Consider the following 12,282-nt stretch of genomic DNA (forward strand, 5'->3'; position numbering starts at 1 on the left):
CAGCTCAGCACCTGGCGCACCGAATCGGGATGGGCGGATGCTGAATTACCGGCCGCGGCAATGCCATTGGTGACGCTGACCCGACCTTTCGGCCCGGCGGGCAGCAGCGCCACGCCCCAGTGGAAGTTGGCCTGAGTGGCGATCGGGGCCAAGTTGTAGGTGCCGGACTGGAACAGCGCCATCGTGCCGGCCAGGAATTGGTTGCGGGAGAAGTCCCCGTTGTCGTTGGTCTCCGAGGCGGGCGGTGCGACGTGGTCGGCGTTGATCAGGTCGACCAGATAGCGGAATGCCTGCACCGCAGCGGGATTGTCGAATGCGAAGCGATCACCGGACTGGTAGACACCGCCGGCCGAGCCGATGTAGTTGAGGTAGATCCCCTGGGCGTCGTTCGCCGCGTTGTAGGCCCACTGCCGCACCCGCCCGGGATCGAAACCGGCCGTGGCCGCCGTGCGCCCGTCGGCGTCGACGGTGAGCCGCTTCAGCAGCGGTCGCAACGTGTCGTCGTCGGCCGGGCTCCAGTGCAGCGTCGCGAGGTCGGCGACGTCGACCCCGGCGGCGGCCAGCAGGTCGGCGTTGTAATACACGGCGATACCCGCATCGGTGAGTTGGGGTACCGCCCAGAGCTTTCCGCCGCGGGTGAACTGCTGAACAACGGACGGCTCCCACGCTGCGGCGGCCTGCGGGCCGAGTGTCTCGCCGATGTCAAGGAGTCGGCCGCTGTCGGCGTAGCCGGCGAGGTAGGCATTGGAGACCCAGAAGACGTCGTCGGCGCTTCCACCGGCGACGTCGGTGCGCAGCGTGGTGAAGTACGTCGAATACGAGACGACGTTGGTGCGCACCTCGATGTCAGGATGCGTCCGGCTGAACGCCTCGAACGACTTTCGATAGGCCGCGGCGACCTGCTCGTCCCACAGTCGGACGGTGACCACCGTCCTGCCGCCGGCCGGTCGCGCCGAGACGTCCAGCACTATCGCGGCGACGGCCAGCAGCACGACCAGCGCGACGAAGCCCAGCGCGAACAGCGTGGAAAAGCGAGGCCGCCTCATCCTCGGCCTCCCTTGCCTCATCCTCGGCCTCCCTTGCCGCGAAACAGCAGCGAGGGTCGTCGATCGCCGGAAAACGCAGCCATGGCTGCTGTCTCGCGACTCATTTCAGCCCCGTGACGACGATCGAGCGGACGATGTGCCGCTGGAAGATCACGAACAGCACCAGCAGCGGCACGATCGCCACCACGGTCGCGGCTATCACCAGCGTCCACTGCGAGTTGTAGCGCGACTGCAACGCCGCCGTCGCCACCGTCAACACCTGCCACTTGGTGCCGCTGGTGATCACCAGCGGCCACATGAAGTGGTGCCACTGCGACACCACGGTGATCAACATCAGCGTCACCAGCACCGGCCGGCTCGACGGGATCACCACGTGCACGATGACGTCGAGGGTGTTGGCGCCGTCGAGGTATGCGGCGTTGACCAGGTCGTCGGGGATCGCGCGGAAGTACTGGCGCAGCAGGAAAATGGCATACGGCGACCCGAAGACGAAAGGCAATACCAACGCCCAGAACGTATTCCGCAGGCCGAGTTGGGCCATCATCAGATACAGCGGCACCACCGTCACACTGCCCGGCACCATCAACGTCGCCAGGTAGACCCAGAACAGCGCGTCGCGGCCCGGGAAGCGCAGCCGCGCGAACGCATAGGCGGCCAGCACCGACGAGCTGACCTGGCCGAGCAGGATCACCACGGTCATCAACGTCGTCACGGCGATCGCCCGGCCGAAGCCGGCGCCACCCAGGTCGGCGTAGTTCGACAGCGTCGGCGGCCGCGGGAGCGACAGCGGGGTGCCCGTCGCGAACTGGTGCGCCGAGGTGAACGAGGTCAGCAGGCCGAGCGCGAACGGTGCCACCGTGATCAACGCGCCGGCCAGCAAGCCGGCGTAAACCAGAACTGCCGCAGGGCTTTTAGGTGAGGTCATAGTTGACCCGCCGACCGAGGTACAGGTGCTGGACGACGGTGATGCCGACCAGGATGACGAACAACACCACCGCCATCACCGACGCCCGGCCGATGGAGGCCGCCCCGAATGCCTCGGCGTAGATGCGATGCGCGACCAGATCGGTGCGGTCCTGCGGTCCGCCGCCGGTCAATGCGTAGACGGTGTCGAAAACCTGTGCCGCACTGATGACTCCGGTGACCAGGACGAAGAACGTCGTCGGCCGCAGCATCGGCAGCGTGATGCGCCGGAAGCGTTGCCACGACGTCGCGCCGTCGGTGCGCGCCGCGGAGTGGATCTCTTCGGGGATGGCCAGGATGCCGGCCAGAAAGAACAGCGCGACGTAGCCGACGTTGGTCCACACCACGACCGCCGACACCACCGGCAGCGCCAGCCCTGGGTCGGTGAGCCACTCGATGCGATGCCCCAGCAGTGTGCTGATCGCGCCGTTGGTCGGTGCCAGGATCCAGCGCCACAGCACCGCGATCGCCAGCGGGACGCAGATCCAGGGCAGCACGAACAGTGTGCGGAACACGCCGCTGCCCGGCAGGTCTCGGGCCAGTAGCGCCCCGACCGCCAGCCCGAGCACGGTCTGGATCGGCACCACGATCGCCACGAACGCGCACGTCACGAGCAGCGAGTTGCCGAACGTCCGGTCGGTGAGCACCGAACGCCAATTCTGGCCTCCGACATACTCGATCGGCCCGAGCAGATCCCAGCGGTGCAGGCTCAGCCAGATCACCACCAGGATCGGCAGTAGCAGGAATGCGATGACCCCGAACAGGCTGGGCGCGAGCAAGGCATAGCCGAGGGCGGTCGATCGACGCGCCGCCACACCGGTATCCATAGGGGTATTAAAGCGTCTCGATACGGTGGAGTCGTGACACCGAACCGGGTGATCGATGCCGACTTCCTCAGCCTGCCGCGCCACGAACTGGCCGACGCGGCGCTGTCCGCCGCCACCGCAGCCGGGGCCGGGCACGCCGACCTGCGCATTCACCGGCTGATCAACGAGGTCGTGCAGCTACGCGACGGCGAGCTGGAGACCGCGGTGCTCAACCGCGACATCGGTTTGGCCGTCCGGGTGGTGGTCGACGGCACCTGGGGCTTCGCGTCGCACGCCGAGCTGACACCCGAGGTCGCCGCAGCGACGGCCCGCCGCGCGGTGCAGGTGGCCCGAACCCTCGCCGCGCTGAACACCGACCGCGTCGAATTGGCGAGTGAGCCGGTGTATGCCGATGCGACCTGGGTGTCGAGCTACCGGATCGATCCGTTCACCGTGCCGCTCGCCGACAAGATCAGCGTGCTCGACGAATACTCGGGCCGGCTGCTGGCGGCTGACGGCGTCGACCACGTCTCGGCCAGCCTGATGTCGGTGAAGGAGCAGACCTTCTACGCCGACACCGCCGGTTCGTCGATCACCCAGCAGCGGGTGCGGGTGCAGCCTCGATTCGAGGCGGTCACCGTCGACGCCGGTGGTGGCGGGTTCGACTCGATGCGCACTCTGGCGCCCCCGATGGGCCGCGGTTGGGAGTTCCTCGCCGGCGACGACGTGTGGAACTGGACCGACGAGCTCGCCCAGTTGCCGTCGCAGCTGGCCGAGAAGGTCAAGGCGCCCAGCGTCACCCCCGGACCGACCGATCTGGTGATCGACCCGACGAATCTGTGGCTGACGATCCACGAATCCATCGGTCACGCAACCGAATACGACCGCGCTATCGGCTATGAGGCCGCCTACGCGGGCACGTCGTTCGCGACGCCGGACAAACTCGGTACGCTGCGCTACGGTTCGCCGATCATGAACGTCACCGCCGACCGCACCGTCGAATTCGGTTTGGCCAGCATCGGTTACGACGACGAAGGGGTGGCGGCTCAGAGTTGGGATCTGGTGCGCGACGGGATTTTCGTCGGCTACCAGCTCGACCGGGTCTTCGCGCCGCGGCTGGGTCAGGCGCGGTCCAACGGCTGCTCGTACGCTGATTCCCCGCATCACGTCCCGATCCAGCGGATGGCCAACGTGTCGCTGCAGCCCGGAGCGGACGACCTCAGCACCGACGACCTGATCGCCCGGGTGGAGAACGGCATCTACATCGTCGGCGACCGGTCGTGGTCAATCGACATGCAGCGCTACAACTTTCAGTTCACCGGCCAGCGGTTCTACCGGATCCGGGACGGCCGCCTGGATGGCCAATTGCGTGACGTCGCCTACCAGGCCACCACAACCGACTTCTGGAATTCGATGGACGCCGTCGGCGGCCCGTCGACGTGGCGACTCGGGGGAGCGTTCAACTGCGGCAAGGCTCAGCCCGGTCAGGTGGCCGCGGTCAGTCACGGCTGCCCGTCGGCAGTGTTCCGCGGGGTCAACGTGCTCAACACGCGGACGGAGGGTGGCGCATGACCGCCGGCGAGGTTTCAGCACGACGCGATGCGGAGGAGCGGCGCAGATGATCGGCCCACAGCAGGTGATTGACATCGCGCTGGGGACGGCGTCCAGGCTGGGCGGCGCCGCCGACACCATCGTGTTGGTCAATGAGCGCTCGGCTGCTTCACTGCGCTGGGCCAACAACTCGATGACCACCAACGGGGCCTCCACGGCACGGCAGACCACGGTCATTTCCATTGCGCGACAAGGTGACACCGCGCGAGTGGGATCGCTGACCACCGCCGAGGTGGAGCCCTCGGCGATCGAAGGCTTGGTGGCCGCATCGCAGGCCGCCGCCGCTTCCGCGCCCGAAGCCCGCGACGCCGCGCCGTTGTTGAGCGGCAACACCGCCCCGGACGACTGGGACGCCGCGACTCTGTCGACGGGCCCCGAGGTCTTCTCCGGCATCGCCGACCCGTTGGCGCGCGCGTTCCGGGGGTCCGACCAGCTCTACGGCTTCGCGCAGCACACGGTCGAGACGACGTTCCTGGCGACGTCGACCGGCCTGCGCCGGCGCTACGCCCAACCGGCAGGTTCGGTGGAGATCAACGCCAAACGCGATGGCGCCAGCGCCTGGGCCGGTGTGGGATCGCCGGATTTCGTTGGCGTGTCCACGGATTCGCTGCTCGAGGAGCTGTCGTTGCGACTGGGGTGGGCCGCTCGGCGCGTCGAGCTGCCGGCCGGTCGTTACGAGACGATCCTGCCGCCGTCGGCGGTCGCGGACATGATGGTGTTCCTCGGTTGGTCGATGATCGGCCGCGGTGCGCAGGAGGGCCGCAACGCGTTGGCAGCACCCGGCGGTGGGACGCGGGTGGGGGAGAAGCTGACCGACCTGCCGCTGACGCTGTATTCGGATCCGGCGGCGGCCGGCTTGAGTTGCGCGCCGTTCGTGACGGCGACGAGCTCGTCGGAGACGATGTCGATCTTCGACAACGGGATGAACATCGGCCGCGTCGACTGGATCCGGGACGGGGTGATCAACGCGCTGGCCTACTCACGCGCGGCCGCTGACGAGTTCGGTGCCCCGGTTGCTGTCGCCGCCGAGAACATCCTGATGACCGGAGACGGCACCGAGCTCGCCGACATGATCGCCCAGACCGAGCGCGGGCTGCTGCTGAGCACCTTGTGGTACATGCGCGAGGTCGACCCCACCACGATGCTGCTGACCGGCCTCACCCGCGACGGCGTCTATGTGGTCGAGGACGGTGAAGTGACCGGCGCCGCCAACAACTTTCGCTTCAACGAGAGCCCGCTGGATCTGCTGCGACGCGCCAGCCAAGCCGGCATCAGTGAGCAGACGCTGCCGCGTGAATGGGGTGACTGGGTCACCCGCGCGGCGATGCCCGCACTGCGGATCCCCGACTTCCACATGTCGTCGGTGAGTCAGGCGACATAAGTTAATTTTTTGTGCCTAATTTGCATCTGTTCGACGCGAAACCTGGGTAGGTTACGAAAGTCATATATCCGACCGGGGGGGTCCAATGTCGAAGTGTCGCTCTGCGCGCGCCATCACCATCGGCTTGGCCCTCGCGGCGGCGTGTGCATGGAATTCGACGTTCGAAGCTCGCGCCGATATCGCTCCCGGCGCAGGCTTCCTCGACGGTTCAACTCTTGCGATCATCATGGGGCCCACGGGAATTCCTGATCCGACTTTCTTCCCGGGATACATCCCCGGCGCGGTCACTGAATACCTTCAGCCGCTTGGCTTCTCCGATACCGGGACGGTGTTCCCGTTGATCACGCCGGAGACGCTCGACTTTGGTCCGTCGGTGGCCACCGGTGTCGACAAGCTGGTACAAACCATCGAAGCCGATTACAGCGCCGGCGCCTTCTCAGAGGCCAACCCGCTCACGGTGTTCGGCTACAGCCAATCGGCCATCATCGCTTCCGTAGCGCAGCAGCAACTCGCCGCCGACCACATCCCGCTTCAGGATCTCCGTTTTGTCCTGCTTGGCGATCCCGCCGCCAACCCGCCGTCGGGTCCGACCGGCCTTCTGGATACTTGGGGTGCCACCCCGTTTGGACACGCCATCAACGAGCTGTTCGGATGGTCGAACCTGAACGACGTCACGACGCCTAACGACTTGTATCCCACCGACGTGTTCACCGTGGCCAACGATTACTTTGCCGACACGGCCACGCCGGCGGACTTCGCGGCCGACCCGCTGGGTGCCCTGTGGCAGGACTTTGTCGGATTCTTCCAGCACGGTGTCTACCTGGGCGGCCTAGCCGAGTCGGAGATCCTGTCGGTCATCGACGGCGGCGGTATCACCGACGGCGCGACGACGTACTTCAACCTCGCGGACCCGGTCGATCTCTTCAAGTCGCTGTTCGATGTCACGCTCGGAAGCTTCGGCATCACCGTCCCCTGACTCGACTCCCGGCGGCATAATCGGCCTGTGGTGACGCATGACGAGCTGACGCGATTGGTGGCGCTCTCGCCGGGCGACGGTCGGGTGACCGCACTCGTTCGGCAGGTCCGCGGCCGGACGCTTGGGCTGGCTGCGCTTCCCTTCGAAGCCGACCCGGCTGCCGACGGCGTGGTTGCCGAGTTCGCCGAACAATTCAGCACCGACGTCTCGACGATCAGCGGCGAGCAGCGCTCAAGACTGTGGAAATTGTTGGGCGACAGCACGTTCAGCGCGGTGGTGCAGATGTACATCGCGGACTTCGTGCCGCGGGTGCGGGCCGGTCTGGAGGCTTTGGGTGTCGGCGGTGAGTACCTCGGCTGGGTCACCGGGCCGGTGTCGTGGGATCACGCAACCGATCCGTCCGATCTGGTGTTCAACACGTTCTTGCCGACGGTCGCTCGGCTGCGCGAGCTCGACGCTGTGACGGCCGAGGTGGTGCGACTGCGCGGCGCGACCCAACACAACTGCCGGCTGTGCAAGTCGCTGCGTGAGACGACGGCGCTGGATGCCGGCGGGTCGGAGACGCTCTACGGCGACATCGAGCGGTTCGAAGAGTCGACCCAGCTGAGTGAGCGGCACAAGGCCGCGCTGCGCTATGCGGACGCGTTGATCTGGTCGCCGGCTTCGATAGGGGCCGGTGTCGCCGACGGTGTGCGGGCGCATTTCTCCGACGCCGAGGCCATCGAGCTGACGCTCGACGTGATGCGCAACGCCAGCAACAAGGTCGCGGTGGCGTTGGCCGGTGATGCGCCGCGCGTCGAGCACGGCACCGAGCGTTACCTGCTTGATGTCGACGGTCAGACGGTGTTCAGCTGAGGTCCGTTAGTCTCTACCTGATCTAGGGGCGGTAGCTCAGTTGGTTAGAGCCGCGGACTCATAATCCGTTGGTCGTCGGTTCAAGTCCGACCCGCCCTACTCGTATGGCCTGCTGAGCCCGCTCGACATTCTCGTCTTGCCAAAGTGGGGGCGATGTCCGTCTGCGTGACGCGCAGCATCCCGACGGGCAGGAGTGGGTCAACGGGTTGCGTGAAAGCGCCGACGCCCGAACCCGGCCCGCGAGGTCTGTTGACGGCGACGGACCGCAGGGCATGTCCGCCGTTCGCGTGATCCGTTTATGCGTCCCCGTTGGTGGACCACGCGTCGAACGACGCCATACGTCGCCGGTATGTCCGGTCAACCTTGCCGACAGGGTTCACCTGCCTCGATGCCTCGAAAACGGCTCTCGCGCAACGTATGCATGCCGCTTGCGAGTCCGTTAACACGATTGCGGCGACTCTGGGTGTCAGCAGGTCCTGTCGGCTTGCTGCGGGGACCTTATAGACGTTCGGATGAAAAGCGTATGACCGTGGCAAGTGGCGTACGCCTTTATCTGGCTATATAGCATTCCTCATTGACGACGTAGGGGAGTTGGTCATACGCTTGTGACAATTATGTCGGAGACATGCCTGCGTAGGCGTGACGAAAGTTGAGGCAAGTGAGTATGAACAGCTCCGCTCCCAGCGTCTTCGAAGCTGGCCTCCCGACATTCAGCTATGACTTCACCGCCACTCCGCAGGACATCCTCGAAGACGTGCGCACCGCGCAATCGCATGCGCCCATCGCCATTGGCCCTCTCGGTCCGGAAATACTGTCCTACGATCTGGCACGGGATATGCTGCGCGACAGCAGATTCAGGCTGCCACCCGGCCTGACGCTGGCAGCACAGGGCGTCACCTCAGGCCCGCTGTACGACAAGCTGATGAACAGCCTCCTGGTTCTCGATGGTCCACCACACACTCGCTTACGCAAACTGGTGTCGAGGGCGTTCACTCCGCGCGCGACGTCACCGTTACAGGACACGATTCACGAGGTGGTGAACGCGCTGATCGATCAAGTGGCTGAGGTCGGTCGGTGCGACGTCGTGACCCACATAGCGCGGCCCTATCCCACCCCGATCATGTGTGCGCTGATCGGTGCGCCTCGCGAAGACTGGAGTCTTTTCGCACAGTGGACCGACGAAATCTTCAAGGCTTTCAGCATTCAGCCCGAGGCCGATTTCGATGAAGCCGCGATCATGCGGTCGTGGAACGAACTGGACGCCTACGTTGATGACATGGTCGCCGCACGCCGGAGTCACCTGACCGATGATCTACTGTCTGAGCTCATCCGCGCCGAAAGCGAGGGCGACCGGCTCAATCTCGATGAACTGCGCATGTTGGTGGCTGGCTTCCTGATGGCGGGGACGGACACCACTCGACACCAACTGGCCGCCTCGGTGCAGGTGCTGTGCGAGCATCCCGATCAATGGGCGAAGCTGGGCAACCAGCCAGAGCTTGCGATGCAAGCGGTTGAGGAGAGCATGCGGCACTCGCCGGCGGTATGTGTCGCGGTGCGAGCCGCTAACGAGGATGCAGAATTTGGTGGGTACACGTTCCCGGCGGGGACCTTGATAGTCGTGAACACCTTTGCGGCCAACCGTGATCCAGCGATTTACAAGAATGCAGATCAGTTCGACATCGCGCGTAAGGACGTGCCCGCGATTCTGACTTTCGGTGGTGGCGCGCACTACTGCTTAGGAGCGAACCTCGCACGCCGGGAATTGGCGGAGGCTCTTATAGTCCTCACCCGACGTCTCACCGCACCCCAACGCATCGCTCCTGCGCCGTGGAAATCTCTGCTCGGTATGACCGGCCCGACGACACTTGAGATCGAGTTCGACCGTGAATTGGTTGTGGCAGCGGATGCGTAGTCGCGGCTGGGCGGGTGTCACACCAGCCTCGGACGAGGAGGCAATCGCCCGCATTCTGGATGCGGTAGACGACGTAATCGCTGAACACGGGTCGGCGATACGGCTTGCCGACGTCGCCCGAAGGCTCGGAGTCACTCGTCAGACGGTTTACCGGTATTTTCCCAACGCCGACGCGCTCCTCATTGCCAGCGCAATGCGGGCGGTCAACGGTTTCATCGACCAAGTTGTCCACCATGTCAGCGGCCTAAACGACCCGGCCACTGCGATCGTCGAAATAATTTCGTTCGCAGTCGAGAACCTCACCGGTGATCCACAGTTGGAGAGCTTGCTCACCCAGTCACCTGAGGGCGAAGCTGCCATCTCGCTCACCTCCGACACAGCGATCATTTTCTGCTTGTCGGCCTTCCACCGCCTCGATGTCGATTGGAAGCTTCACGGCTTCGACACCGCTGCGCTGCGTGAGCTCGCTGAAATGACCTTGCGCACTGTGCAGTCCATTCTGACCGATCCTGGGCAGCCGCCACGCGAAGGACTCGCACTACGCCGCTTCGTTGCTCGATGGCTGGGGCCGGCAATCCTCTATCCACGAATGACGTCGTTGTCGATCCACGGGCAAGACGCAACATTCCAATAATGTTCGAAGGGCTTCAAGTACGGGCAGACCGGCTCGCCGCGCTCAGCCGTTGGAGAGCAGCGCGAGCGCACCAGCGGTCGCGTCGTCCGCGGTGCTTTGCTGTCCGGTGGCGCGCGCGGTGACGAACGCACCCTCGATGACAGCGATCAGGGCAGCGGCGGTCTGCTTGGGATTCAGGCCGGCTACCAGTGATCCGTCCTGCTGGCCCTCCCGCACCGCTTCTTCGACCAGCGCCTCGAGTTGGGCGAAGACGAGTCCCAGGCTTTCGCGGAGTTCCGGCTCGGTCAAAATGCCGGCGTCGTAAGCGAATCCGCCGACCCGGCAACCGTCGAGTGCCTCCTGCGCCGATCCCAGAAAAGCTGCCAATTGGTCGCGTCCGGTCGGCTGGCCGGCCATGGCGGCCCGCACCGAGTCCAACACGTCGCGACCATTGGCCTCGACGACTTCACGACCGAGCTCGGATTTGGTGGGGAAGTGGTGATAGAAGCTGCCCTGGCTCACTCCGGAGTCGGCCATGACCTGTCGCGGACTGGTCGTCGAGTAGCCGTGATGCCAGAACATCCGCTTCGCCGAGTCGAGGATCTTCTGCCTGCTGTCCACGTCAACGATGGTATCAGCTAACCTACCTACCTCTAGGGTTGTAAACATACCTGGAGGTAGGTATGGTGATGGCGACCGCGCCGAAGTGCCTCCGAAGGAGACCGCCATGACCACCGCACCGTCCGTACCCGTCGTCCACTACCAGGTCGCAGACCTCGACGGATTCGAGCTGTTCTATCGCGAGGCCGGCCCGAGCGACGCGCCCGTCGTGCTTCTGCTGCACGGCTTTCCGACCTCGTCGCACATGTTCCGCAACCTGATCTCGTACCTGGCCGACCGGTTCCACGTCATCGCTCCCGACCTGCCCGGCTTTGGCCAGAGCGCGGCCCCCGACCACACGGAGTTCTCCTACACCTTTGACGCCGCTGCCGAACTCGTGCAGAAGCTGCTGACGAAGTTGGGTGTCACCGAGTACGCGGTGAACGTTTTCGACTACGGAGCCCCGACCGCATGGCGGCTCGCCCTGGCGAATCCTGACGCCATCACCGCTCTGATCGTGCAGAACGGCAACGCCTACGACGAGGGACTCGACAACGACTTCTGGGCGCCGATCAAAACGTATTGGGCGCAGCCGAATTCGGAGAACCGGGACGGCCTGCGCAAACTCGTCACCTTTGACTTGACGAAGTTCCAGTACACCGACGGGATGGCTAACGCCTCCCGCATCTCGCCGGACAACTGGGTCGCCGATCAGGCGCTACTCGACCGTCCCGGCAACGACGAGATCCAGCTCGACTACTTCCTCGACTACGGCACCAACCCCGCGCTGTACCCGGCTGTCCAGCAATGGTTACGGGACAAGCAGCCGCCGACTCTCGTTGTCTGGGGCGCCAACGACGTGATCTTCCCCGCGGAAGGTGCTCATCCGTACAAGCGTGATCTCGAGGACATCGAGTTCCACCTCTTCGACAGCGGGCACTTCCTCCTCGAAGACCGGGCCGACGAGGTCTTCCCGCTGATCCACGATTTCCTGACGCGCAAGCTCAGCTGAAGCGTTGGTCGAAGCGGCCGTCCTATTCAGCGGGCGGCCGCTTCGACCATGCTGAACTCAGTCGAGGTCCGCGAGCGCCCTACGCGCGGCGTCTAATTCGGCTTCGAGGGCAGCGACTCTGGCCGCCTGCTGAGACCGCGCCTCTTCGATCACTGCGTCGATCGGCGTGGAGAGATCCTCGTGCAGTTCCTTTGCCGCCCGGGAGACCGCGGCCGCCGCGACGGCAAGATCGCGGGCGAGGTAGTTGCTGCCCTGCTTGAGCTCGGCGCGCCATTCGCCATCGGCGGTGCCGGTGACGGTGAGAGTCAGCTCCAGGGTTTTGGCCTTCTTGCCGGCCGCTTTCTTGGCCGGGGCCCTCTGCGGCTTCTCTTCGGCGGGAGTCTCGGGGGCGGTCGCCGACTCATTCGTCGGCGTAGTGCTCTGGACGGACGGAACCCAGACGTCAGGGGTGTCGGACTTGGTGTGTGGTGCTTCGGCAGTCAGAGTGGTTACAGTCATGTGTGGCGT

General features: G+C 65.0%; 12 protein-coding genes and 1 tRNA gene. 8 read left to right on the forward strand and 5 right to left on the reverse strand.

Going from position 1 to position 12,282, the window contains the following annotated elements; genetic code table 11:
- The 3 genes from CYU59_RS28235 to CYU59_RS28245 form a co-directional block, all read right to left on the reverse strand.
- Nucleotides 1-1,046: sugar ABC transporter substrate-binding protein (locus tag CYU59_RS28235; RefSeq protein WP_293010345.1), on the reverse strand; the 1,046-nt coding region annotated here is incomplete at its 3' end.
- A 100-nt stretch (nt 1,047-1,146) separates the two neighbouring features.
- The gene (locus CYU59_RS28240) at nt 1,147-1,971 is read right to left on the reverse strand and encodes a carbohydrate ABC transporter permease (RefSeq protein ID WP_293010347.1); all 825 of its coding nucleotides are present in this window, start codon (nt 1,969-1,971) and stop codon (nt 1,147-1,149) included.
- The gene (locus tag CYU59_RS28245) at nt 1,958-2,836 is read right to left on the reverse strand and encodes a sugar ABC transporter permease (RefSeq protein ID WP_293010349.1); all 879 of its coding nucleotides are present in this window, start codon (nt 2,834-2,836) and stop codon (nt 1,958-1,960) included. Before CYU59_RS28245 ends, CYU59_RS28240 begins: the two co-directional genes overlap by 14 nt.
- Before the next feature lie 33 nt (nt 2,837-2,869).
- Between CYU59_RS28245 and CYU59_RS28250 the strand changes: the two genes are divergently transcribed.
- The 7 genes from CYU59_RS28250 (at nt 2,870) to CYU59_RS28280 (ending at nt 10,184) form a co-directional block, all read left to right on the forward strand.
- Nucleotides 2,870-4,387, forward strand: a complete 1,518-nt coding sequence (locus tag CYU59_RS28250) for a TldD/PmbA family protein (protein ID WP_293010351.1) — start codon at nt 2,870-2,872, stop codon at nt 4,385-4,387.
- A gap of 46 nt (nt 4,388-4,433) precedes the next feature.
- On the forward strand, nt 4,434-5,807 hold the full coding sequence (locus CYU59_RS28255; RefSeq protein ID WP_293010353.1) for a metallopeptidase TldD-related protein: 1,374 nt from the start codon (nt 4,434-4,436) through the stop codon (nt 5,805-5,807).
- Between the two features lie 85 nt (nt 5,808-5,892).
- Nucleotides 5,893-6,783, forward strand: coding sequence for a PE-PPE domain-containing protein (locus tag CYU59_RS28260; protein ID WP_293010355.1), 891 nt, complete (start codon nt 5,893-5,895; stop codon nt 6,781-6,783).
- 27 nt (nt 6,784-6,810) lie between these two features.
- Entirely contained in the window at nt 6,811-7,638 is an 828-nt protein-coding gene (locus CYU59_RS28265; protein WP_293010357.1) for a carboxymuconolactone decarboxylase family protein, read from the forward strand.
- Nucleotides 7,639-7,663: 25 nt separating this feature from the next.
- Nucleotides 7,664-7,737, forward strand: a tRNA-Ile gene (locus CYU59_RS28270).
- Between the two features lie 559 nt (nt 7,738-8,296).
- Nucleotides 8,297-9,550, forward strand: a complete 1,254-nt coding sequence (locus CYU59_RS28275) for a cytochrome P450 (RefSeq protein WP_293010359.1) — start codon at nt 8,297-8,299, stop codon at nt 9,548-9,550.
- On the forward strand, nt 9,543-10,184 hold the full coding sequence (locus tag CYU59_RS28280) for a TetR/AcrR family transcriptional regulator (RefSeq protein WP_293010426.1): 642 nt from the start codon (nt 9,543-9,545) through the stop codon (nt 10,182-10,184). The genes CYU59_RS28275 and CYU59_RS28280 overlap by 8 nt, the downstream gene beginning before the upstream one ends.
- A gap of 42 nt (nt 10,185-10,226) precedes the next feature.
- Here the strand turns inward: CYU59_RS28280 and CYU59_RS28285 are convergent, their stop codons facing one another.
- Nucleotides 10,227-10,784, reverse strand: coding sequence for a TetR/AcrR family transcriptional regulator (locus CYU59_RS28285; protein ID WP_293010361.1), 558 nt, complete (start codon nt 10,782-10,784; stop codon nt 10,227-10,229).
- A 106-nt stretch (nt 10,785-10,890) separates the two neighbouring features.
- Between CYU59_RS28285 and CYU59_RS28290 the strand changes: the two genes are divergently transcribed.
- The gene (locus tag CYU59_RS28290; protein ID WP_293010363.1) at nt 10,891-11,775 is read left to right on the forward strand and encodes an alpha/beta hydrolase; all 885 of its coding nucleotides are present in this window, start codon (nt 10,891-10,893) and stop codon (nt 11,773-11,775) included.
- A 57-nt stretch (nt 11,776-11,832) separates the two neighbouring features.
- Here CYU59_RS28290 and CYU59_RS28295 read toward each other — a convergent pair whose 3' ends face one another.
- Nucleotides 11,833-12,273 (reverse strand): DUF6319 family protein, encoded by a 441-nt coding sequence (locus tag CYU59_RS28295; protein ID WP_293010365.1) that lies wholly within the window; start codon nt 12,271-12,273, stop codon nt 11,833-11,835.
- Nucleotides 12,274-12,282 lie beyond the last annotated feature (9 nt).

Origin of the sequence: Mycobacterium sp. (genome assembly GCF_002863225.1) — a bacterium.
Classification (GTDB): Bacteria; Actinomycetota; Actinomycetes; order Mycobacteriales; family Mycobacteriaceae; genus Mycobacterium.

Bases quoted from the DNA above. Each gene is read 5' to 3' on its own strand.
- CYU59_RS28240 (WP_293010347.1), bottom strand. From the start codon at position 1,971: ATGACCTCACCTAAAAGCCCTGCGGCAGTTCTGGTTTACGCCGGCTTG.
- CYU59_RS28245 (WP_293010349.1), bottom strand. From the start codon at position 2,836: ATGGATACCGGTGTGGCGGCGCGTCGATCGACCGCCCTCGGCTATGCC.
- CYU59_RS28255 (WP_293010353.1), top strand. From the start codon at position 4,434: ATGATCGGCCCACAGCAGGTGATTGACATCGCGCTGGGGACGGCGTCC.
- CYU59_RS28260 (WP_293010355.1), top strand. From the start codon at position 5,893: ATGTCGAAGTGTCGCTCTGCGCGCGCCATCACCATCGGCTTGGCCCTC.
- CYU59_RS28280 (WP_293010426.1), top strand. From the start codon at position 9,543: ATGCGTAGTCGCGGCTGGGCGGGTGTCACACCAGCCTCGGACGAGGAG.
- CYU59_RS28290 (WP_293010363.1), top strand. From the start codon at position 10,891: ATGACCACCGCACCGTCCGTACCCGTCGTCCACTACCAGGTCGCAGAC.
- CYU59_RS28295 (WP_293010365.1), bottom strand. From the start codon at position 12,273: ATGACTGTAACCACTCTGACTGCCGAAGCACCACACACCAAGTCCGAC.